The organism is Microbispora sp. H10949 (assembly GCF_014161435.1).
GTDB lineage: Bacteria > Actinomycetota > Actinomycetes > Streptosporangiales > Streptosporangiaceae > Microbispora > Microbispora triticiradicis.
The window spans coordinates 1-21,884 of sequence record NZ_JABBWZ010000018.1 but is presented as its reverse complement, the minus strand read 5'-3'; the positions used below and the strand labels follow the sequence as shown (position 1 = coordinate 21,884).

17 protein-coding genes are annotated in these 21,884 nt (G+C 70.7%); 6 read left to right on the top strand and 11 right to left on the bottom strand.

Annotated elements, in window-relative coordinates:
* Positions 1 to 57 precede the first annotated feature (57 nt).
* Positions 58 to 1,215, bottom strand: a complete 1,158-nt coding sequence (locus HHX40_RS38035) for a trypsin-like serine peptidase (protein WP_182883767.1) — start codon at positions 1,213 to 1,215, stop codon at positions 58 to 60.
* A gap of 209 nt (positions 1,216 to 1,424) precedes the next feature.
* Here HHX40_RS38035 and HHX40_RS33390 point away from each other — a divergent pair, with 209 nt between their 5' ends.
* Positions 1,425 to 1,880, top strand: a complete 456-nt coding sequence (locus tag HHX40_RS33390) for an SSI family serine proteinase inhibitor (RefSeq protein ID WP_165900679.1) — start codon at positions 1,425 to 1,427, stop codon at positions 1,878 to 1,880.
* Positions 1,881 to 2,067: 187 nt separating this feature from the next.
* On the opposite strand, the gene HHX40_RS33385 is transcribed toward HHX40_RS33390, so the two are convergent.
* Positions 2,068 to 3,192: a trypsin-like serine peptidase gene (locus HHX40_RS33385; RefSeq protein WP_182883766.1), complete on the bottom strand. Its 1,125-nt coding sequence runs from the start codon at positions 3,190 to 3,192 to the stop codon at positions 2,068 to 2,070.
* Between the two features lie 317 nt (positions 3,193 to 3,509).
* On the opposite strand from HHX40_RS33385, the gene HHX40_RS33380 reads away from it, so the two are divergent.
* A complete protein-coding gene (locus HHX40_RS33380; RefSeq protein ID WP_182877736.1) occupies positions 3,510 to 4,472 on the top strand; it encodes a zinc-binding dehydrogenase in 963 nt (320 codons plus the stop codon).
* Between the two features lie 39 nt (positions 4,473 to 4,511).
* Here the strand turns inward: HHX40_RS33380 and HHX40_RS33375 are convergent, their stop codons facing one another.
* The 6 genes from HHX40_RS33375 to HHX40_RS33350 form a co-directional block, all read right to left on the bottom strand.
* Complete coding sequence (locus HHX40_RS33375) at positions 4,512 to 5,291, bottom strand: PadR family transcriptional regulator (RefSeq protein ID WP_182883765.1); 780 nt, start codon at positions 5,289 to 5,291, stop codon at positions 4,512 to 4,514.
* 64 nt (positions 5,292 to 5,355) lie between these two features.
* Entirely contained in the window at positions 5,356 to 6,183 is an 828-nt protein-coding gene (locus tag HHX40_RS33370) for a DUF4097 family beta strand repeat-containing protein (protein ID WP_138463212.1), read from the bottom strand.
* A gap of 93 nt (positions 6,184 to 6,276) precedes the next feature.
* The gene (locus tag HHX40_RS33365) at positions 6,277 to 6,453 is read right to left on the bottom strand and encodes a DUF6104 family protein (RefSeq protein WP_165900678.1); all 177 of its coding nucleotides are present in this window, start codon (positions 6,451 to 6,453) and stop codon (positions 6,277 to 6,279) included.
* An 85-nt stretch (positions 6,454 to 6,538) separates the two neighbouring features.
* Positions 6,539 to 10,270 carry a multifunctional oxoglutarate decarboxylase/oxoglutarate dehydrogenase thiamine pyrophosphate-binding subunit/dihydrolipoyllysine-residue succinyltransferase subunit gene (locus tag HHX40_RS33360; RefSeq protein WP_182883764.1) on the bottom strand — a complete coding sequence of 1,244 codons (3,732 nt, stop codon included), beginning with the start codon at positions 10,268 to 10,270 and terminating at the stop codon, positions 6,539 to 6,541.
* 197 nt (positions 10,271 to 10,467) lie between these two features.
* Positions 10,468 to 11,109: a B3/4 domain-containing protein gene (locus tag HHX40_RS33355; protein WP_182877732.1), complete on the bottom strand. Its 642-nt coding sequence runs from the start codon at positions 11,107 to 11,109 to the stop codon at positions 10,468 to 10,470.
* A gap of 140 nt (positions 11,110 to 11,249) precedes the next feature.
* Complete coding sequence (locus tag HHX40_RS33350; RefSeq protein WP_310738391.1) at positions 11,250 to 13,790, bottom strand: glycoside hydrolase family 9 protein; 2,541 nt, start codon at positions 13,788 to 13,790, stop codon at positions 11,250 to 11,252.
* 243 nt (positions 13,791 to 14,033) lie between these two features.
* Between HHX40_RS33350 and HHX40_RS33345 the strand changes: the two genes are divergently transcribed.
* Positions 14,034 to 14,618, top strand: coding sequence for a winged helix-turn-helix domain-containing protein (locus HHX40_RS33345; protein ID WP_182883762.1), 585 nt, complete (start codon positions 14,034 to 14,036; stop codon positions 14,616 to 14,618).
* A gap of 102 nt (positions 14,619 to 14,720) precedes the next feature.
* A complete protein-coding gene (locus HHX40_RS33340) occupies positions 14,721 to 15,782 on the top strand; it encodes an MBL fold metallo-hydrolase (RefSeq protein ID WP_310738390.1) in 1,062 nt (353 codons plus the stop codon).
* A gap of 49 nt (positions 15,783 to 15,831) precedes the next feature.
* On the opposite strand, the gene HHX40_RS33335 is transcribed toward HHX40_RS33340, so the two are convergent.
* The 3 genes from HHX40_RS33335 to HHX40_RS33325 all read right to left on the bottom strand — a co-directional run bounded on the left by HHX40_RS33335 (position 15,832) and on the right by HHX40_RS33325 (position 20,145).
* A complete protein-coding gene (locus HHX40_RS33335) occupies positions 15,832 to 16,890 on the bottom strand; it encodes a dihydrodipicolinate reductase (RefSeq protein WP_182883760.1) in 1,059 nt (352 codons plus the stop codon).
* 154 nt (positions 16,891 to 17,044) lie between these two features.
* Positions 17,045 to 19,405, bottom strand: coding sequence for a glycoside hydrolase family 65 protein (locus HHX40_RS33330; protein ID WP_182883759.1), 2,361 nt, complete (start codon positions 19,403 to 19,405; stop codon positions 17,045 to 17,047).
* Positions 19,402 to 20,145 carry a beta-phosphoglucomutase family hydrolase gene (locus HHX40_RS33325; RefSeq protein ID WP_182883758.1) on the bottom strand — a complete coding sequence of 248 codons (744 nt, stop codon included), beginning with the start codon at positions 20,143 to 20,145 and terminating at the stop codon, positions 19,402 to 19,404. The genes HHX40_RS33330 and HHX40_RS33325 overlap by 4 nt, the downstream gene beginning before the upstream one ends.
* Positions 20,146 to 20,306: 161 nt before the next feature.
* Here HHX40_RS33325 and HHX40_RS33320 point away from each other — a divergent pair, with 161 nt between their 5' ends.
* Positions 20,307 to 21,494 carry an ROK family transcriptional regulator gene (locus HHX40_RS33320; RefSeq protein WP_111701052.1) on the top strand — a complete coding sequence of 396 codons (1,188 nt, stop codon included), beginning with the start codon at positions 20,307 to 20,309 and terminating at the stop codon, positions 21,492 to 21,494.
* A 17-nt stretch (positions 21,495 to 21,511) separates the two neighbouring features.
* On the top strand, positions 21,512 to 21,884 hold a 373-nt coding region (locus tag HHX40_RS33315; RefSeq protein ID WP_182877725.1), incomplete at its 3' end, for an ATP-binding cassette domain-containing protein.

Below are 21,884 nucleotides of genomic sequence, written 5' to 3'. Positions count from 1 at the left end.
CTACCAGGCACGTCGTGGTGTGAGCCAAATCACATTCGCGATCCCCGGGGGCCGGAGTCAGCCGGTGCCCTGCCGGCCCGCCTGTGTGTACACCCGCCGGGTGAGCGTGTTGAAGTACGGCGTGGAGACCGCATCGAGACGCCCGCCACCGCTGAGGTTCCAGGTCAGGCTGGTGACCCCGGTCAGGCGGCCGGTCCGCTTGGCGGGGTTGTAGCCGACGACCCAGGGGCCGCCGCTCGCGCCTGCGGTGAATGCGCAGCCGGGCAGGCGCACTCCGTGCTCCAGTTGCCAGGTCGGCGCGCTGACGATCTTCTTCTCCGTCGTGCCGGAGCAGGTCCGCACCGTCTGGCCGTCGTACGGGCGGGTGCCGTCGGGGTGGGCCCCCGCGGGATAGCCGAAGGCGCTGACGCGCCGGGCGAGCGGCTTGGCGGAGGTGAACAGGAAGGCGCCGACCTTGTCCTCCAGGCGCCCGACGTCCACCGCCCGATACCGGAACCTGCCCTGCTGCGTGTACGGCTGCCAGGTGAAGCCCCGGTGCACGGTCACGAAGGCGTAGTCGCGGTCGAAGTCGCCCTGCCCGGCGAAGTCCTCGTGCATGTAGAGCGTGTGGCCGACGAAGATCCCCTTGGGGGCCACGCCGTCGTGGTAGGACGGGATGAAGATCCAGTTCTCCACCGGCTTGTCCTGGGCCAGCGCGTACGCGCAGTGTCCGGCGGTGGCGACGAGGTTGCGGTGGGCCGAGTGGACCGCGGAGGCGGAGCACCAGTACTGCTTGTCGCCCACCTTGAAGAAGACCTTGCCCACCATCGGCGGGGCGTCGCCGGGGGCCGACACGGCCGCCCGCAGGGGCGGGGTCGCGCCCCGGCTCGCTTCCCCGGGGACCATCTCCAGCGCGGAGGTGGTGCTCTTCACCGACGGCGACGGCTTGGTGCTCGGCACGTAACTGCTCGCCTGCTTGAGCCGATCAGGGCTCCAGTACGCCGCCACCCGCTCCTTGTCGGCCTGCTTCGGCGCGAGGGCGAAGCTGCTGACGCCGTCCCTGCTGACCCCGCTGTCGCCGGCCACACTCCTGCCGAGGCCGCTCACGACGGAGACCGGGGCCGCGGCGAGTTGGGGCGAGGCCGTCGCGGGTGTCGCCGGTCCCTGGCTCCAGAGCACGGCGGCCAGGCCCGCGGCGGCGGCGACGCCACCGGCGAGTGCGAGCTTCCTGGTCACCGTGGACCCCTCAGATGGGAGATATGGATAGTAAGGGGTGATTTTTCCAGATCCACACGGTTCAGGCACACCTTCTTGCCCAGCTCGTTATGAAACCCGCGGAACCGATGCGGTCTGTGGTACGTCAGATTTCCTTGTGGCGCGGAGTGTGCGCTTGCTCGGAGACCCCCCCACGGGAACGCTGGCACCAGCGGAAACGGGGGGATCGAATGAGAACACTGCTTGTCCTGCTGGCCGGTGCGGCCCTGGTCGCCGGCCCGTCCGGCCACGCGTCGGCGTCTGACCAGGTGAGGGGCCTGCCCGCGCCGCCGTCACTGAAAATCGGGGCACAGGCTCCCCCGTCCCCGGCCGCCCGCGTACGCGTGGCGATCCTGACCGTGGCGAACGGCGCGCAGGCGGATCCGCCGGCCCGCTCGGCCTTCCTGAACTGCTCCCCGGTGGGGGGTTCGCATCCCCACGCGGCCGAGGCGTGCGCGCGGCTGAGAAGAGCGGTCCTCGATCCGGCGGTGCTGAAGCGGCCCGGCACGGGACCCTGCACGATGCTCTACTCACCTGTGACGGTCACCGCCAGCGGTATCTGGGACGGGAAGTACTTCCAGCTCCGGCACACCTTCGGCAACGACTGCGAGATGCGGTCGGTCACCGGTGCGCTGGCCGAGTTCTGATGCGGACGTCCGACGCTTCCGGCATTCCACCGCATCCGGCGTAGGCGGGACGTAAGCCTCCTTCGGCGCGGTACGCACGGAGACATGCGAACGGAGACATGCGAAGGGCCCGGCGGTCGCCCGCCGGGCCCCCGTCCACCTGGACGTGCGCGCCTGACCGAATGGCCGTGCGGTCAGGCCGCCCGCGTCACTGCGTCCACCGGTTGGCGGCCGCCGCGTAGACGTCGTAGGTCTCGCTGTTGAAGTACGGCGAGGAGATCCGGTCGTACCGGTCGTTGCCGTCGCTGTCCCAGGCGACGCTGTTGATGCCGTTCAGGTAGCCCTTGCGCGTTCTGCTCCTGTAGTCGAGGAGCCACGGGCCGCCGCTCGCGCCGGCGGTCATGCCGCACTTGAACCCGATGTGCTCCTGGATGTTGTACTTCAACGCGGCCGGCATGGGAGTCGTCTGGCCGTAGCACCACTTCATCGTCTGCCCGGTGAACGGCCGGTCGCCGTCCGGGTGCGGGCCCGCCGGATAGCCGAACGAGAACACCTTGACCTTCGTGCTGCGGTTCCAGGTGAAGCCCTGGCCGCCCACGTTGTCGCCCAGGCGGCCGGCCGGGGTGGTCGTGTACTGCGTGGCCGAGCCGACCTTCTTCGGGGTCAGCCGGAAGCCCGACGACACGTTCACGAACGCGTAGTCGTAGTCGTAGTCCTCCTTGACCACGAAGTCGTCGTGCGCCTGGAACCACTTGGCGGGATAGATGCCGTACGGCGCCTTGCCCTCCCACACCTGGTTGCCGTCCCAGTAGGAGGGAATGAAGATCCAGTTGTCGTAGAACTGGTTCGACACCGGGTCGTAGACGCAGTGTGCCGAGGTGGCGACCACGTTGCGGTACCTGCCCTGAACGGACGTGCCGGAGCAGTACTTCCAGCTCCGGGGGTCGAGCGGATTCTGGCCGGGCAGCGTGAAGAACACCCGGCCGACCGTGTTCGGCAGGTTGACCTGCCGGGACACGCCCGCCTTGGTCTTCTCCGCGCCGATCGGCGGGACCGTGCCCGGCTTGCCGTCCGGGGTGGTCTTGCTGACCTTGCCGAAGCCCTTGACGGAGTTGCCGAGTTCCTCGCTGTAGTCCTTGGCCGCCCGCAGCCGTTGCGGCGACCAGAAGGAGACCGCCTGGGCGGGCGTCTGGGGCGCCGCCTTGACGGTCACGTCGCCGGGGCCGGTCTGCGCCGAGGCCGCCGGCTGGGTGACGCCGATCACGCCGACCACGCCGGCCGCGACGAGCGCGCCGGTGAGGGGGATGGTCAGGCGTCGTGCTCGGGGGATCATGAAGCTCCTTTCCCTGGGACGGATGAGGGTGCGTCCCATTCAGCAGGAAAACGCTCCGAAGATTAACGACCGGATCCGACCGGCCGCCGTGCTTATAACCAGAACAATCAGCAGATTGCCCTATCTGTTATCGATAGCGGCTGGTTATGGTACGTGTCTCCGCAGCTCAGAGGGGGTTTGACGGGGTACGTCGTCTTACCGGACGGAGGGTTCACAACCATTCTTGACCGGTCTTGATTGATTTCCGGCGCTCTGGTCCCGGTAATGCCCTCGATTATCAAAACGGACAGACCCGGCGCGCGCGGTAGTGTGCTGGCATGTTCGCCGTCACCGCCACGCAGACCGATCCGGACGACCCGCTGAAGGGCCTGACGCTGGGTGAGCACCCTGAGCCCGCCGTACCGGACGGCTGGACCACCGTCACGGTCCGGGCCGCCTCGCTCAACCACCACGACCTGTGGACGCTCCGGGGGGTGGGCATCAGCCAGGACCGGTTGCCGATCGTCCTCGGCTGCGACGCCGCGGGGGTGGACGAGGACGGCGAGGAGGTCGTCGTCCACGCCGTGATCGGCACGCCGGTGAACGGCGACGAGACCCTCGACCCGGCCCGCTCGCTGCTGTCGGAGAAGTACGACGGCACGTTCGCCGAGAAGGTCGTGGTGCCCCGGCGCAACCTGGTGCCCAAGCCCGCCGCGCTCTCCTTCGAGGAGGCCGCCTGCCTGCCCACGGCCTGGCTGACGGCCTACCGCATGCTGTTCGACAAGGCCGGGCTGGAGCCGGGCTCCACCATCCTCGTCCAGGGCGCCGGCGGCGGCGTGGCGACCGCGCTGATCGTGCTCGGCCGGGCCGCCGGATACCGGGTCTGGGCGACGAGCCGGTCGGAGCACAAGCGGGAGCGGGCCCTCGGCCTCGGCGCCGACCAGGTCTTCGAGACGAACGCCCGCCTGCCCGAGCGGGTCGACGCCGTCATGGAGACGGTCGGCGAGGCCACCTGGAAGCACTCGCTCAACTCCCTGCGCCCCGGTGGCCGGATCGTCACCTGCGGCGCGACGAGCGGGATGGTCGCCGCGACGCAACTCGTGCAGGTCTACTTCCTGCAGAAGTCGATCATCGGGTCGACCATGGGAACGCGCGAGCAGCTCGCGCGGCTCGCGGTCTTCCTCGAGCAGACGGGCGTACGGCCGGTGATCGACCGGGTGCTTCCGCTCACCGAGGCGGAGGAGGGCTTCGCGGCCGTGCACCGGGGCGACGTCTTCGGCAAGGTGGTCTTCACACTCTGACGGCGGCCCTGACCGCGACCCTGACCCCGGTTGGAGCGGTCAGGGGCGCATGGCGCGGCGGATCCGCTCCGCGGCCTCGTCGAGAGCGGCCCGGCACTCCGCCAGCGCCTCCTCGCGCGGTGTGCCCTCCCCGGAAGCCCCCGGGGGAGGCTCGGCGAGAGAACGGTGGAGGTCGGTGACGAAGTCCGCCAGCATCCGGCTGAGGGCGGGGTCGGGGCCGGTGCGGGGGGCGCCCTCGTGCCGGCTCCCGCCGAACCCCCAGGTGTCCTCCCAGACGCGGCGCCACTCCTGCTGCCAGCGGTCGCGCTCCTCCTGCCATTCGTGCTTGTGGCGGCGCCACTCCTCCTTCTGCCTGCGCCACTCCTCCCTGGCCTGGTCGCGGTGCCGCTGCCACTCCTCCTTCTGGGTCCGGCCCAGCTCCCGGCCGTCGTCGCCGATGTCCCGGGCCATCTGGGTGAGCTCGTCGCGCAGGGACCGCACCGTCTGCCGCACGTCCTCCTTCACCTCCCGGGCGATGTCCTGGACCGAGGCGGTGATCTCCTGCTCCAGATCGGCCAGCTCGTCCATCCGGTCGGCCAGCTCGGCCCGTCCCTTGTCGGTCAGCGTGAAGACCTTCTTGCCGTCCACGACCTCATGGGTGACCAGGCCCTCGTCCTCAAGGCGGGCCAGCCGGGGATAGATGGTGCCGGGGGAAGGGGAGTAGACGCCGAGGAAGCGATCCTGCAGCAGCCGGATGACCTCATATCCGTGCCGCGGGCTCTCCTCCAGCAGCTTCAGCAGGTACAGCCGCAGCCGCCCATGCCCGAAGACCGGACTCATGCCACCTCCTCGCCTTCGGCTCGGAGTGGCCTGAGCCAGACGCTGTGCCTACTGATTCGCTCGCTCATGCCTTCTCCTCCTCTTCCCGGCGGCCGGTGGGGGGGCCGCTCAGCAGGGTGACGTCGCCCGACATGGTGGTCGCGGAGAGCGAGGCCATGCCGCCGCCCAACCGGCCGCCGAGCGAACGGACGCCGGGCATCGCGGTGGACTCCAGCCCGGGAAACGCCGACTCGACCCTGCCGGAGGTCGAGCGGACGGTCACGTCGGCGTCCACGGAGCGCGGGAGCCGTACGACGACGGGACCGGACACGCTGTGCATCGTGACGTGACCGGTGGGCGCGAGCTCCAGGTCGGCGGTGATCCGGCCGGACACCGTGTTCGCGCGCAGCCGCCGCGGCCTGCCCCCGGCGACGGTCAGCTCACCGGAGACGCTGCCGAACGACAGGTCGCCGGCCATGCCCCGGCTCTCCACCGAACCCGACACCGTCTCGGCCTGCACCTCGCCGCTGACGCCGTCGAGGACGATCTCCCCCGAGACGCTCTTCACGCCGGTGGTCCCCTCCATGCCGGTCACCAGGGCGGAGGCCGAGACCACTCCGGCCTGCACCGGGCAGCTGCTCGGCACGGTGAGCGTCAAGGTGGTCCGCCGTGAGCCCGGGCGTAACCACCCGAGGATGCCGTCCCATGTCAGGTCCTTGTACGTGACCGTCAGGCGGCCGTCCGCCTCGTCATGGGTCACCAGCAGCGGCGCCCCCTCCACCTCCGTCACCTCCAGGGTGGGCGGGCCGTCACTGGCCAGCACGGCCAGCCGGCCGGCCACGATCCGCACGTTCAGCGCGGTCACCTTGCCGAACGTGAGCTGCCCGGGGGAGTCGATCGTCCATTGGGGCATCGCCAAGCCCTTCCACGCGAAGTCCTGCCGTCCACAAACACGATATATCGCGTCTGTGGAAAGTCAAGATGTATCGCGTTCGGCCCGGCGCTCTCAGTCCTCGTCGTCGTCCAGGCGCGCGAGCCAGGTGGCCAGCCGCTCCACGGGCACCTCGAACTCGGGATTGAGATCCACGAACTCGCGCAGCCGCTCGGCCAGCCAGGTGATGCCGACCTCCTCCTCGCCGCGCCGCTCGACGAGCTCCTCGATCCCCTTGTCGGTGAAGTACATGCCTCGCTCCAGTGCAATTACCTGATCATGAGGAGAGGTCCCCCACGCGTCGCGGGGGACCTCCTCAATCCTGCGGGATCGCCGGTCAGCCGAAGATCTCGTCGAGCATGCCGCGCAGCTCCGCGTCGTGCTTGGAGTGCGAGCCGACGGCCGGCGACGAGTTCGGCGTACGCGAGACCCTGCGGAGGGCGCGGCCGCCGAGCAGGTCGGGCCGTTCCGTCAGCTTCAGCGCCAGGTACGGCCACGGGCCCATGTTGACCGGCTCGTCCTGTGCCCAGAGCAGCTCCGCGTCGGCGCCGTAGCGGGACAGCTCGGCCTTGAGCGGGTTCTCCGGGAAGGGGTAGATGCGTTCGAGCCGGACGAGCGCCACGTCCTTCCTGCCGTCCTTCTCGCGCCGGGCGAGCAGGTCGTAGTAGATCCTGCCGGAGCAGACCACGACCTTCCGGACCGCCGCCGGGTCGACCGTCGCGTCGCCGATGACCGGGCGGAAGGAACCGGAGGTGAACTCCGACGTGGCCGAGGCCGCCGCCTTGAGCCGCAGCAGCGACTTGGGCGTGAACACGATGAGGGGCTTGCGCCGCTCCGACAGCACCTGCCAGCGCAGCAGGTGGAAGTAGTTCGCCGGGGTGCTCGGCTGCGCCACCGTCATGTTGTCCTGCGCGCACATCTGCAGGTAACGCTCGATGCGGGCGGAGGAGTGGTCCGGGCCCTGGCCCTCGTAGCCGTGCGGCAGCAGCAGCACGACCGAGGAACGCTGGCCCCACTTCTGCTCGCCCGACGAGATGAACTCGTCGATGATCGACTGGGCGCCGTTGGCGAAGTCGCCGAACTGCGCCTCCCAGGCGACCAGGGCGTCCGGGCGGACCACGCTGTAGCCGTACTCGAAGCCCATCGCGGCGAACTCGCTGAGCAGCGAGTCGTACACGTAGAACTTCGTGGTGCCCTGGTTGAACGTCTTGAGCGGGGTGTGCTCCTCGCCGGTGACGCGGTCGACCAGCACGGCGTGGCGCTGGCCGAAGGTGCCGCGGCGGGAGTCCTGGCCGACGAGCCGCACCGGGTGGTCGTCGATGAGCAGCGAGCCGAACGCGAGCATCTCACCGGTCGCCCAGTCGATCGAGTCCTCGGCGATCATCGCGCCGCGACGCTGGATGACCGGTGCGAGACGCGGGTGGACGGTGAAGCCGTCGGGCAGGTTGAGCTGCGTGTCGACGACCCGCTTGACGACCTCCTCCGAGATCGCCGTCTTGGTGTCCTCGTGCGACCACTGGAACACCTCGTCCGGCTCGGGGACCACGACCGAGCCCGGTTCCAGCGGCTGCCTGGTCGCCTCCCGGGTCTCGGTGAAGGCCCGCTCCAGCTGCTCCTGGTAGTCGCGGAGGGCCTGCTCGGCCTCCTCGACCGTGATGTCGCCGCGGCCGATCAGCGCCTCGGTGTACAGCTTGCGGGTCGAGCGCTTGGCGTCGATCAGGTCGTACATCAGCGGCTGGGTGAAGGCCGGGTTGTCGGTCTCGTTGTGGCCGCGCCGCCGGTAGCAGATCAGGTCGATGACCACGTCCTTGCGGAACGCCTGGCGGTACTCGTAGGCGAGCCGCCCGACGCGGACGACGGCCTCGGGGTCGTCGCCGTTCACGTGGAAGATCGGCGCCTGGATCATCCGGGCGACGTCGGTCGCGTACACGCTCGACCGCGAGGAGGCGGGGGAGGTGGTGAAGCCGACCTGGTTGTTGACCACGATGTGCACGGTGCCGCCGGTGCGGTAGCCGCGCAGCTGGGACAGGTGCAGGGTCTCGGCGACCACGCCCTGCCCGGCGAACGCCGCGTCGCCGTGGACGAGCACGGGCAGGACGGTGAAGCCCTCCTCGCCGCGCTCCAGCAGGTCCTGCTTGGCCCGGACCACGCCCTCCAGGACGGGGTCGACGGCCTCCAGGTGCGAGGGGTTCGCCACCACCGACGTGCTGATCTTGTTGCCGTCGGGGTCGACGAAGTCGCCGCTCGCGCCGAGGTGGTACTTCACGTCGCCCGAGCCGTGCGCGCTGCGCGGGTCGATGTTGCCCTCGAACTCGCCGAACACCTGGGCGTACGACTTGCCCACGATGTTGGCCAGCACGTTGAGCCGGCCGCGGTGGGCCATGCCGATGACGACCTCGTCGAGGCGCTCGCCCGCGGCGGCGCAGATCACCGAGTCGAGCAGCGGGATCAGCGACTCGCCGCCCTCCAGCGAGAACCGCTTCTGGCCGACGTACTTGGTCTGCAGGAACGTCTCGAACGCCTCGGCGGTGTTGAGCCTGCGCAGGATGTGCAGCTGCTCCTCGCGGTCGGGCTTGGCGTGCGGCCGCTCCACCCGCGCCTGGATCCAGGCCCGCTCCTCGGGGTTCTGGATGTGCATGTACTCGATGCCGACCGTCCGGCAGTACGAGTCGCGCAGCACGCCGAGGATGTCGCGCAGCTTCATCAGCGGCTTCCCGCCGAAGCCGCCCGTGGGGAACTCGCGCTCCAGGTCCCACAGCGTCAGGCCGTGCGACTGGATGTCGAGGTCGGGGTGCTTGCGCTGGCGGTACTCCAGCGGGTCGGTGTCGGCCATGAGGTGGCCGCGGACCCGGTAGGCGTGAATCAGCTCCAGCACGCGGGCGGACTTGGCCACGTCGTCGTCGTGGGTGGCCGAGATGTCCTGGACCCAGCGGACCGGCTCGTACGGGATGCGCAGCGACTCGAAGATCTCGTCGTAGAAGCCGTCGGAGCCGAGCAGGAGCTGGTGGATGCGGCGCAGGAAGTCACCCGACTGGGCGCCCTGGATGATCCGGTGGTCGTAGGTCGAGGTGATCGTCATCACCTTGCTGATGGCCAGGCGGGACAGGGTCTCCGCCGAGGCGCCCTGGTACTCCGCCGGGTACTCCATCGCGCCGACGCCGATGATCGTGCCCTGGCCGGGCATGAGACGCGGCACCGAGTGGACAGTGCCGATCGTGCCGGGGTTCGTCAGGGAGATCGTGGTGCCCTGGAAGTCCTCCACGCCGAGCTTGCCCGCGCGGGCCTTGCGGACGATCTCCTCGTACGCCGTCCAGAACTGGCGGAAGTCGAGCGTCTCGGCCCGCTTGATCGAGGGCACCAGGAGCTGGCGGGTGCCGTCGCTCTTCTGCACGTCGATGGCGAGGCCGAGCCCGACGTGCTCCGGCTTCACCAGGACCGGCTTGCCGTCCACCTCGGCGTACGAGTGGTTCATCTCGGGCATGGACTCCAGCGCCCGGACGATCGCGTAGCCGATGAGGTGGGTGAAGGAGATCTTGCCGCCGCGCCCGCGGGACAGGTGGTTGTTGATGACGATGCGGTTGTCGATCAGCAGCTTGGCGGGCACCGCGCGGACGCTGGTGGCGGTCGGGACCGCCAGGGAGGCCTCCATGTTGGCGGCGGTGCGCGCCGCGGCGCCGCGCAGCTTCTCCTCGGCCGCACCGGCCGGAACCGGGGTGGCGGCCTGCTTGGCGGGCTGCTTCGCCGGCTGCTTGGCCGGCTGTGGGGCAGGCGGCTTGACCGGCGCGGGCGCCGTGGCCTGCGGCTGGGGCGGCGTGGGCTGCGTCGTCTGCGGAGCCGGGCTCACCGGGGCGGGAGCCTCGGGAGCCGCCGTCGTGGTCGCGCCGTTCGCGGCGCCGGCGGCCTTGGGTGGAGCGGGCTTGCCCGTTCCGTTGTAGTCAGCGAAGAAGTGCCACCAGGCCTGGTCCACAGACTCGGGATCTTCGAGATACTTCTGGTACAACTCGTCGACAAGCCACTCATTTTGCCCGAAGCTTGCCAGCGGGTTTGTCCGCGACGACTCTGACGACACGGCGGAAATCGCCCTCTTCCGCAGATCGGCGTTGATGTTTGGTGAACCTGTCCAAGGCTACTCGCCTCACACACCGAGGTGCGCCCGCGCGGGTCACCGGTCCCGGCCCATCCTCCCAGGATCGATCAAACAGGTCACGCGCGGATAGCCCGTCTGGGTGGTGAGGTGTCCCTCACCACCTGGTCATCACGACTGGCTCACCCGAGGAGCCGCGACTCGATCCGGATATCCGGAGCTATAGCGGACAGCATACCCGCGAGGTCCTCACCGGCCGCATGCAGTGCGGGAATGGAGAGCGGTTCGAGCCGTTCGAGGAGGAACAGCGCGTCGACCGTCTCCTCGGTGATCCTCGTCCTGACGCACTGCCGCCAGTTCCACCTCCGGCAGGTGACGCCCTCGTCGTCGCGCCACACCACCTCGCCGATCGCGGGCTCGCCCAGCGCCTCCTCCGACGGCTCGTCGCCCGCCGCGCGGACCAGCCGGGCGGTGCCGCGGTAGCGGCGCAGGTCCTCGCCGCCGATCGGCAGGCCGTGCCGTACGGACACGGCGTTGTAGGCGTCCACCACCAAATTGATCTCGGGCAGCGGCAGGCGGCGGACCAGCGCGTCCACCGACGGGCGGGTCCGCTGGGGCTTGGCCCCGAAGGCGCGGTACGCCGCGCGCCACGCCTCGATCCTCTCGTCGTCCTGCGGCACGGCCCTGGCCGCCGCGTCGGCCAGCCACTCCCGCGAACGGTCGTCCGAAGGGCCGTTGCGCAGGCCGTACGCGCAGACGACCAGGACGGCGAAGTCCGGACGCAGCGCCGTGACGGCGTCGTCCACCCAGATGTCGTCGATCACGCCCCACAGCGTAGTGCCCGGGTGGGCCGGCCCCGCCGGAATGGAACCGGCCGCCGCCTCTGCTGAGGCGGCGGCCGGGGTCGGGGGTTACGGCGACGTTCTGATCGGGCCGGTCGGGCCGGTCGGGCCGATCGGCCGGGTCAGGAGGAGCAGGCGGCGCCGTTGAGGGTGATCAGGTCGGGCGTGGGGTTGGGGCCGGGAGACGACACGCCGTTGTAGCCGATGACGACCGTCTGGCCGGGCCTGATGGTCTTGTTCCACGTCTCGTTCTCGGCGGTGGCGGTCGCCCCCTCCTGCGAGAAGTTGGCGCTCCAGCCGTGGTCGATCTTCTGGCCGCCCAGGAACGACCACTTCAGCTTCCAGCCGTCGACGGCCTTCGTGCCGGTGTTCACGATCGTGATCTGGGTGGTGAAGCCGGTCGGCCAGGAACCGTGCGTGGTATAGGTGACCTTGCACGCGCCGGGGGCCTTGACCGTGCCGTCGCCCTGGTCGGCGATGAACGCCGAGATCCACGACATCGGCGAGTTCCAGTTGATCGTCAGCTCGTTGGTCGCCCACGAGCCGATGTCGTCGATGTAGCAGAACTGCGCCACGCAGCCCCTCAGCTTCGCCTGGGCCACCGGGTCCTGGATGCTGGAGTTGGGGCCGCCGGCGAGCGTGCCGCGCGGCGGGTTCGGCAGCGAGGTGTCCAGCGAGTGGGCGTACCACCTGCTGTGCTGGTTCTTCGACGCCACCTCGCCGTAGCCGGTCACGTACGACTGGTTGAGCGCGTTGCGGCCGAGGATGTAGTCGACGCCCTGCAGCACGCCGTCGCGATACTTCAGGTCGCCGGTGATGTCGTAGGCCGTGGCCATGACCACCATGTTGTTGAGGACGATGCTGTTCGATCCCCAGTCGTAGGAGGCCGCGTCGTACGGCAGGCCGTACGGGTGGGCCGTCAGCTTGGCGAGGTACTTGTCCGCGCCGGCCACCACCGAGGCGCGCACCTCGCTGCGGCCGGGCAGGGCGTTGGGCACGGTCGCCAGGTCGAGCCGGCCGAGCGCCGCGACGTTGCCCCAGTCCATGGCGCCCGTGTTCCAGATGTCGGCGGTGTGGAGCGGCGAGGCGAGGAGGTAGTTCTCGAACTCCTTGTCGCCCGTGGTGATGTAGAGCTCGGCCGCCGCCCAGTAGAACTCGTCGCTGACCTTGGCGTCGTCGTAGGTGCCGCCGCCGACGCCGTCGGAGGCGGAGGCGAGCACGTTCGGGTTCGCCTTGGCCGCCGTCCACGCCTTCTTCGCCGCCGCCAGGTTCTTCGCGGCGAACGCGGCGTCGTACGGCGCGAAGATCCGGGCCGCCTGGGCGGCGGTCGCGGCGAGGTTCAGCGTCGCGGCCGTGCTGACCGGGTGCAGTTCGCGCTTCTGCGGGTCCAGGTTCGGCAGCAGCGGCAGGCCGGTCCAGTTCTCGTCGTGGATCTTGTGGTGGACCATGCCGTCGGACCGCTGCATCTTCAGCAGGAACTCCTGCTCCCAGCGGGCCTCGTCGAGCACGTCGGGAACGGCGTCGCCGCTCTCGGGGATGTTCAGGCTGCCGATGGGCTTGGCGGTCGGGGCGTTCTTGGTCCGCTCGAACTCGCTCATGATCTGGGCGACCGAGATGCCGCCGTTGACCACGTACTTGCCGTGGTCGCCCGCGTCGTACCAGCCGCCGGACACGTCGAGACGGTAGTCGCACACGCCCGGCTGGCAGGGGACGTTCTTGTCGCCCTGGTTCGGAGCCACGTCCACGTGACCGGCGGGCCGGCCGTACCCGGGCCGCAGCGCGTCGTCGATCGCGATGCCGCTGCGCTGGGTGTAGTAGAACTTCAGCGCGTCGAGCTTGAGGTCGGCGTAGGCGTCCGGCTTGATGTCGAACGGCCGGCTGGTCTCACCGTCGGCGGTGAGCGTGTAGCCCGTCCCCGCCTTGACGTACGAGCCGAAGTCGATCGAGTGGACGTTCTGGCCGGAGCTGGCGTCCACGCCGCGCGGGGTCGTCGTGCCGTGCGCGACCACGGTCCCGGCGGAGTTCTTGAGCTGCCAGGGCAGCGCGGCGGTGGCGTCGGTGACCACGGTGGCGTTCTTGGGGCCCTTGGGCAGGTAGGCCACCTGGTTCACCCGCACCCGGGGACCGGTGTCGGGCTTGTAGACGTCCGGCGGCGCCCCGCCCTTGAGCGAGACGTTGTCGACGCAGAAGCGCCACGGCGTCGCGCTGCCGCCGATCTGGAAGACGACCTGGGCGTTGGGCAGGTCGACCGGCGAGGTGAACGTGTAGCTGTAGGTGTTGCCCGAGACGCTGACCTCGGGAGCCGCCGCCACGTACTGGGTGTAGGGATCCGTCGGCAGCTGGACGTACGCCCTGGCGACCTTCGACGGGTCGGCGGTGGCGAAGAAGCTGAACGCGTAGGTCTCGTCCTTCACCAGCGGGATGTCGTTGACGCCGATGATCGCGTCCCAGGGGTTGACCGTCCCGCCGGGGACGTTCGTGCAGAGCCGGCCGCCGGACAGTTCGAAGTCCAGGTTCGAGGTGTGCCACCACGGGTCGGCGGTGGTGTCGAACGTGCCGTTGGGGATCTGTTCCGGGCCCTCGTCCGCCGTGACGGGAGGCGCGCCGGTCAGGCAGGCCGTGGCTAACGCCGCCACGGCGAGAATGCCGATTCTTCTGAGCACAGTGGTCCTCGGGGTGGTCCTCGGGGTGTCCGCGAGGGGCTGGTGGGGAAAGGCGGTGTGGGAATGGTGGTGTGGGAGCGCTCCCAAAGGGGAGCGGCACCGATGTTTCCGCCGGGTTTCCAGGGGCGTCAACGACGGCTGTGCTCCGGCCCACGTCACCGGTGGTTGGGGGAGCGCGCGGCTGAAACTTTCATTTTCGCAAAGGAACCTTTGCGAAGCGCGGGGGTTGTTAGCGTCCCCGGCATGGATCAGGAGGTCTACCACGTACGGGACCCGCGCGCGCTGAAGGCGGTCGCGCATCCGTTGCGGTCGCGCCTGCTGGCGGAACTGCGCACCGATGGTCCCGCGACCGCCACGGAACTGGCCGCGCGCCTCGCGGAGAGCTCCGGCTCCACGAGCTACCACCTGCGGCAACTCGCGCGGTACGGGTTCGTGGAGCCCGACGCCGAGCAGCGCGACCGGCGTGAGCGGCGCTGGCGGGCGATCCACCGGTTCACGTCGTGGAGTGACGTGGCGACGGCCGCGGGCGCCGAGGGCCGGGAGGCCGCCGCCTGCCTGCGCCGGCGTCAGCTGGAGCGGCTCACCGCCGACGTGGAGAGCTTCGAGCGCGACCGCGACCTGTGGAGCGAGGCGTGGGCCGAGGCGGCCGGCATGTCCGACCTGGTGGTACGGCTGTCGCCGGCGACGGTCGCGTCCCTGTACGAGCGGGTGTCGGCCCTGCTGCTGGAGGCCGAGGAGCGGGACCGCGACGACCCCGACGCGCGCGGCGTCACGGTCCTGCTCGCCGCCCATCCGCGCAGCGGTCCCCGGGGAGGCGGGCGCGAGTGACGGTGGTTCGCCGCGATGTGCGGTGCCCGGGGGCCCGGTAGAACGACATTCGGTTCAGGGCGGCACAATCAGGCAGCGAAGCTGCGAGAGGGGCGTGGACCGGTGAGCAAGGGGAGCGTGACGGCGGCGAACGAGGCGCAGCGCGCGGCGTGGCGGGGCGGCGGGCTGCCGGAGGTCGAGCGGGTGCGCCCGGGGCTGTGGTCGATCCCCGTCCCGATCCCGATCAACCCGTTGCGCTACGTCCTGGTCTACGCCCTGGAGATCCCCGATGGAGTGGTCCTCGTCGACGCGGGATGGAACACCGGCGAGGCGTACGACGCGCTCGTGGCGGGGCTCGGAACGGCCGGATACGACATCACGGACGTGAAGGCCGTGCTGGTCACGCACATCCACCCCGACCACTACGGCCTGGCCGGGCGCGTACGGGAGGTCTCGGGCGCGTGGATCGGGCTCCATCCGGCCGACGCGCGCCTCCTCCGCGGCCGCTACGACGACTCGGCGATCGACGATCTCGTCGAGCAGGAGCGCGCGCTGCTGCTCCGCTGCGGCGTGCCGGACCTCACGGCACAGGAACTGGCGGGCGCGTCGGTCATGCTGCGCCAGTTCGTGACGATGGCGGTGCCCGACCGGCTCATCGAGGACGGCGACCGGCTCGGCCTGCCCGGATGGGACCTCCGGGCGGTGTGGACCCCCGGCCACTCGCCAGGCCACCTGTGCTTCGCCGAGCCGGAGCGCAGGCTGCTGTTCTCCGGCGACCATGTGCTGGCCAGGATCACGCCGATGGTCGCGGTGCACCCGCAGTCGGCGCCCAACCCGCTGGCCGACTATCTCGACGCGCTGCGCCTGGTGGGCGGGCTCGACGTGGAAGAGGTGCTGCCCGCCCACGAGTACCGCTTCCTGGAACTGGCCGCCCGTGCCGACCACGTCATCACGCACCACGAGGAGCGGCTCGCGGAGATACGGCGAGTCGTCGCGGACGGCGACGGCCCGGCGTGCTGGGACATCGCCACCCGGCTGAGCTGGTCGCGCCCGTGGGAGACGATCCCCGCGCACATGCGCAGGACGGCCAACGGCGAGACCCTCGCCCACCTGGTCTGGCTGGAGCATCGCGGTCAGGTCACCCGAGTGCCCGGCGAACCCGACCGCTGGTACCCCGCCGGCTGAGCCAGGCCGTACGGGAACACCCCACTGCTCCCGCGCCGCGCGCTGTCCGTCAGGCCAGCCGCACGGCTCCCCGGCCGGTGGCGAGGGGGAGGTCGAGGAGCGTGCGGATGCCCGGCGGGGCCGCGCACACGGCGGCGATCGAGTTGACCGCGTGGGCCGCCGCCCCGGCCAGCCCCTGGGTCATGTCGTCGATCGTCACCGCCATGCCGGGCCGTCCCTGCACGTGCATGGTGAAGCCGAGGTCGCCCCACTGCGGCACCCGGCGGCCGTCGGCCTTGTAGACGCACTCGACCGTGATGAACGGCCGGCCGCGCGCCAGTCCGGTGAACACCCAGCGGGACGCGGAGATCGTGCCCTTGCGCACCTCACCCGCCGCGATGTCGAAGTCCTCGGTCGCGAGCAGGTACTCGTCGGTCTCCTCCACCTCGTCCAGCGGCACGCCGAGCGCGGCGGCGACAAGCTCGACGCTCTCGCCGAACAGCGCGCGCTGGAAGGCGCGGAACGGCCGGACGGACGTGCTGTAGTCGTCGGGCTCCCGGCCGAAGCCCATCAGGCCGGCGGTGACGTGCCGGGAGGGATGACCCCGGTAGTCCGAGCACTCCCGCACGTAGATGTGGTCGAGCCGGTCCGACAGCCCGGTCAGCGCCAGGGGCAGCAGGTCGCTCATGAAGCCCGGGTTGATGCCCGTCCCGTGCAGGGACGCCCCGCCTCGGGCGCAGGCGGCCTCCAGGCGGTCCACCAGCCCCGGGCCGTACGCGCGGGGGTAGACGAATCCGGTGGTGGTGACGACGTTCTTGCCCGAGGCGAGCAGCGCGCAGATCGTCTTGGCGTCGGTCCCGGGATCGCCGCCGAAGTAGGACGCGGGCAGCGGCATGTGCAGCACGCAGTCGGCCTCGGTGGCGAGTATCCGTTCGGCGTCGTCGGTGCAGGCGACCCCGACGGGCCCGAGCCCCACCAGTTCGCCGGCGTCCCGGCCCACCTTCTCCCGGTCGTAGACGAGCACCCCGGCGAGCTCGAACTCCGGACGGGCGATCACGCTGCGCAGGGCGCGCCCACCGACCGCGCCCGTCGCCCATTGGATCACGCGCAGGGGAGCGGTCGAGGACATGCGTGCCTCCAGCGGGTTCGCTCGGGCGTGACCGCGCGGTGAGAGGGGAGTCGCCGATCCGCGCCCAGTTCGGGACAGGAACTGAGGAACGTTCACGAGCACGCTCACTGTACGACGCCGCGCCGCCTTGGCCTGCCCGAACGGTGATATCGCCTCAGGGGATCGCCGGGCGGCGGGCGGGCGGCTCGCGGCCGGGGGGCTGCGTGATCCGCAGTTCGGGGAAGGGCGGCGACGGGTTGCTCCGGGACTGCGGCCGCGCGCCGAGCGACAGGGTCTCACCGTGGTGCGCCAGCGAGACCGGCGAGCCGTGCAGCAGCCGGTACGTCGTGTCCTCGGACGTGACGTCGACCCTCAGCAGGCGCCCGCGGTAGCGCACCCGGAAGGTGAGCCGGGTGATCTCCGAGGGCAGGCGGGGGGCGAAGCACAACCGCCCCTCGCCCGCGCGCAGGCCGCCGAACCCCGCCACCAGCGCGATCCACGCCCCGGCCAGCGAGGCCATGTGGACGCCGTCACGGGTGTTGTGCTGCAGGTCGCGCAGGTCGATGAGCGCCGCCTCCCCGAGGTAGGCGTAGGCGAGCCCGAGCTGCCCGACCTCGGCGGCGAGCACGGCCTGGGTGGCCGCGGACAGCGAGGAGTCCCGCACCGTCAGCGCCTCGTAGTAGGCGAAGTTGCGGGCCTTCTGCTCGGGTGTGAACGCCTCGCCGCACAGGTGCATGGCCAGTACGAGGTCGGCCTGCTTGACCACCTGCTTGCGGTAGAGGTCGAAGTAGGGGAAGTGGAGCAGCAGCGGGTACTGGTCGGGCCGGGTGTTCTCGAAGTCCCACACCGCGTGCCCGGTGTAGCCCTCGCTCTGCGCGTGGACCCCCAGCCGCTCGTCGTACGGGAGGTACATGGCGGCGGCGGCGTCGCGCCACACCGCGATCTCCTCCAGAGTGACGCCGAGCTGTCCGGCCCGGTCGAGATGGCGTACGGCCGTCGCGGCGGCGGCCCGCAGGTTCCGGCGGGCCATGAGGTTGGTGTAGAGGTTGTTGTCGGAGACCGCGCTGTACTCGTCCGGGCCGGTCACCCCGTCGATGCGGTAGCGGCCCTCGGCGTCGTGGTGGCCGAGCGCGCACCACAGGCGCGCGGTCGCGACCAGCAGCGGCAGGCCGGCGTCCCCCTCGAACGCGGTGTCCTCGGTCGCGTCGACGTACCGCGTCACCGCGTCGGCGATGTCGGCGTTGACGTGGAAGGCCGCGGTGCCGGCGGGCCAGTATCCCGAGCACTCCTCGCCGTTGATCGTGCGCCAGGGGAACGCCGCCCCGCCCAGCCCGAGCAGCTCCGCCCGCGCCTCGGCGAGCGGGAGGATCGACGCGCGCCACTCCAGCGCGTCGCGGGCGGCCCTGGGATAGGTGTAGGTGGCGACGGGCAGCACGAAGCTCTCGGTGTCCCAGAACGCATGCCCGTCGTAGCCGGAACCGGTCAGGCCCTTGCCGGGAATGGGCCGCCGCTCCAGCCGGGCGCCCGCCTGGAGCAGGTGGAAGAGCCCGAAGCGTACGGCCTGCTGCACCTCGGCGTCGCCCTCGACCTCGACGTCCGCGCCTGCCCAGTAGTCGTCGAGGAAGGCGCGCTGCTCGGCGCACAGGCCGTCCCACCCGGTGAGCCGGGCCGCGGCCAGCGCGGCCACCACCTGGTCGTGCATCGCGGGCCGGGAGCGCTTGGCCGACCAGCCGTAGGCGAAGAACTTGTCCAGCCGCAGCCGCTCTCCGGGTCTCAGGCGGGTGGCGACCGTCACGCGGCTGACGTCGCCGCCGCCGTCGCTGTCGACCCGGGTGCCGCCGGGGCCGTCGACCCCGTGGCACATGGCGGCGGCGACCCGCAGCCGGCTGGCGCGGGTGGAGTGCACCATGACGCACATGCCGTCACTGCCGGTCGCGTTCTCCTCCAGCACCAGCGGCGCCTCCAGCGCGGCGGCGGCGCGGGGGTCGGCGGCCGCCGTGGGGACGGTCTCGTTGGCCACCAGCTCCGACTGGACGACCACGTTGACCGGCTGGTCCACCGGCTCCACCTCGTAGCGGATCGCGGCCACGGCCCGGTGGGTGTACGACACGAGCCGGGTGGAGCGCATCCGGATCTCCACCCCCGTGGGCGGGCTCCAGCGGACCGTGCGGATGAGCGTCCCGGCGCGCAGATCGAGGAGCCGCTCGTGTGCGTGCAGGGTGCCGTACCGGACGTCGAACGGCTCGTCGTCCACCAGCAGCCGGATCAGCTTGCCGTTGGTGACGTTGACCACCGTCTGCCCCGACTCGGGGTAGCCGTAGCCCGCCTCGGCGTACGGCAGCGGGCGCAGTTCGTAGAAGGAGTTGAGGTAGGTGCCGGGCAGCCCGTACGGCTCGCCCTCGTCGAGGTTGCCGCGCAGCCCGATGTGCCCGTTGGACAGTGCGAACACCGACTCCGTCTGGGCGAGCACGTCGGTGTGCAGGCGGCACTCGCGGACCGTCCAGGGCTCGGTGGTGAAGGCGGGATGCCTGATCATCGCTCGTCCAGCAGGTCGGCGAGGTCGCTCACCACCACGTCGGCGCCGTTGTCGCGCAGGGCCTGGGCCTGGTTCGCGCGGTCCACGCCCACCACCCAGGCGAAGCCGCCCGCGCGCCCGGCGGCGACCCCCGCCAGCGCGTCCTCGAAGACCGCCGCGGCGGTCGGCTGGATGCCCAGGGCCTCGGCGGCGGCGAGGAACATGTCGGGGGCCGGCTTCCCGGCCAGGCCGCGCTCGGCCGCCACCGCACCGTCGATCCGCGCGTCGAACATCTCGGAGAGCCCCGCGGCGGACAGCACACGGGCGGTGTTGGCGCTGGAGGAGACGACCGCCCGGCGCAGACCGGCCTCGCCGACCTCGCGCAGATAACGCACCGAGCCTTCGAAGACCTCGACGCCCTGCCGGTCGAGGACCGCCTGGACCAGTGCGTTCTTGCGGTTGCTCAGGCCGTTGAGCGTGGGCATGCCCGGCGGGTCGTCCGGCTCGCCCTCCGGCAGGGTGATGTCCCGGGACCGGAGGAACTCCCGCGTGCCGTCCAGGCGCTTCCTGCCGTCGACGTACCGGTCGTAGTCGCCGGTCGCGTCGAAGGGGACGAACGGCGTGCCGGTGGCGACCGCCCGGTCGCGGAGGAAGGCGTCGAACATCTCCTTCCACGCCGCCGCGTGGACCCCCGCCGTACGCGTGAGCACCCCGTCCATGTCGAACAGGCAGCCGCGTACCCGCTCCGGCAACCCCAGCATCCGCCCTCCAAGAAGTCCTGTTTCCTCTCCTACCCTGCTCTGCCCTCCGTCCTGACTTTTGTTGAATTCAGCGAAAGATTGCATCAGATCGGTAAAAGGTCTTCCTTGTCGTGGGGAAAAGGGGTACGTTTCCAGCCAATCACGTGGACGCGGAGGCGTAGGTGAAACGGACGACCATCAGGCCGGAGAACGTCCATCAGGCCGCGCTTCTGCGCTTGCTGAGGGACGGCGGGCGCTCCCGCGCCGAGCTCGGCGACGTGGTGGATCTGTCGCGATCGAAGCTCAACGTGGAGCTGGACCGGCTCGTCGAGCTGGGTCTGGCCGAACCGGACGGGCTCGCCGCCTCACGCGGCGGCCGGCGTTCGGGCCGCGTACGGCTGTCGCAGTCCACCCGCTTCGCCGGTATCGACGTCGGCGCCACCTCGATCGACGTCGCGGTGACCGACGGTGAGCTGAAGGTGCTCGGCCACCTCAGCGAGCCCTGCGACATCAGGGAGGGCCCCGCGGCGGTGCTTGACCGGGCGATCGACCTACTCGGCAAGCTGCGCAGGGACGGCCTGTACGACGATCTGACCGGAGCGGGGATCGGTGTCCCCGGGCCGGTGAGTTTCGCCGAGGGCGTCCCGGTAGTGCCGCCGATCATGCCCGGCTGGGACCGTTACCCGGTGCGGGAGACGATCGGCCAGGCGCTGTGCTGTCCCGCGATGGTGGACAACGACGTCAACATCATGGCGCTGGGAGAGCTGCACACCGGTCTCGCCCGGAGTGTCGGCGACTTCCTGCTCGTGAAGATCGGCACCGGCATCGGCTGCGGCATCGTGGTGGACGGCAAGATCTACCGCGGTGTGTCCGGCAGCGCCGGCGACATCGGCCACATCCGGGTGGACGACCTCGGCCCGGTCTGCTCCTGCGGCAACTCCGGCTGCCTGGAGGCCTACTTCGGCGGAGCGGCGCTGGCCAGGGAGGCGGTCGAGGTGGCCCGCTCGGGCGGCTCGCCGTACCTGGCCGAACGGCTCGCGGCCGCGGGCACGCTGACGGCCGAGGACGTGGGCGCCGCGGCGGCGCAGGGCGACCCCGGGGCGATCGGGCTGATCCGCGACGGCGGACGACGGGTGGGCCAGGTCCTGGCCAGCCTGGTCAGCTTCTTCAACCCCGGACTGGTGATCATCGCGGGTGGCGTGGCCAAGCTGGGCCACGTGCTGCTCGCGGAGATCAGGAGCGTCGTCTACCGCCGCTCGCTGCCGCTCGCCACCGGCAACCTGCCGATCGTGCTTTCCGAACTCGGAGAGACCGCGGGTGTCATCGGCGCCACCCGACTGATCAGCGATCACGTCTACTCCGCCAACTGACATCGTTGGGAGACCCCATGGGAGACGAGCACCCCCTGCTCAAAATGAGGGGGATCGTCAAGCAGTTCCCCGGCGTGCGTGCGCTGGACGGCGTCGATCTGGAAGTGAGAGCCGGCGAGGTGCACTGCCTGCTCGGCCAGAACGGCGCCGGGAAGTCAACGCTCATCAAGACCCTCTCCGGCGCGCACGCGCCGGACGAGGGCGAGGTGCTCATCGACGGCACCCCCGTACGGCTGGCGCCGCCCACCGCGGCCATGGCCCTCGGCATCGCCACGATCTATCAGGAGCTCGACCTGGTGGACGGGTTGAGTGTGGCCGAGAACATCTATCTGGGTCATGAGCGGGCGCGGTTGGGGTTCTCGCGCCGGGGGGAGGCCGAGCGGGCGGCGG

Excerpts from the sequence above, each read along its gene's own strand:
- HHX40_RS33390 (WP_165900679.1), top strand. The coding sequence starts at position 1,425 with ATGAGAACACTGCTTGTCCTGCTGGCCGGTGCGGCCCTGGTCGCCGGC.
- HHX40_RS33330 (WP_182883759.1), bottom strand. The coding sequence starts at position 19,405 with ATGATCAGGCATCCCGCCTTCACCACCGAGCCCTGGACGGTCCGCGAG.
- HHX40_RS33385 (WP_182883766.1), bottom strand. The coding sequence starts at position 3,192 with ATGATCCCCCGAGCACGACGCCTGACCATCCCCCTCACCGGCGCGCTC.
- HHX40_RS33370 (WP_138463212.1), bottom strand. The coding sequence starts at position 6,183 with ATGCCCCAATGGACGATCGACTCCCCCGGGCAGCTCACGTTCGGCAAG.
- HHX40_RS33380 (WP_182877736.1), top strand. The coding sequence starts at position 3,510 with ATGTTCGCCGTCACCGCCACGCAGACCGATCCGGACGACCCGCTGAAG.
- HHX40_RS33375 (WP_182883765.1), bottom strand. The coding sequence starts at position 5,291 with ATGAGTCCGGTCTTCGGGCATGGGCGGCTGCGGCTGTACCTGCTGAAG.
- HHX40_RS33325 (WP_182883758.1), bottom strand. The coding sequence starts at position 20,145 with ATGCTGGGGTTGCCGGAGCGGGTACGCGGCTGCCTGTTCGACATGGAC.
- HHX40_RS33365 (WP_165900678.1), bottom strand. The coding sequence starts at position 6,453 with ATGTACTTCACCGACAAGGGGATCGAGGAGCTCGTCGAGCGGCGCGGC.
- HHX40_RS33345 (WP_182883762.1), top strand. The coding sequence starts at position 14,034 with ATGGATCAGGAGGTCTACCACGTACGGGACCCGCGCGCGCTGAAGGCG.
- HHX40_RS33335 (WP_182883760.1), bottom strand. The coding sequence starts at position 16,890 with ATGTCCTCGACCGCTCCCCTGCGCGTGATCCAATGGGCGACGGGCGCG.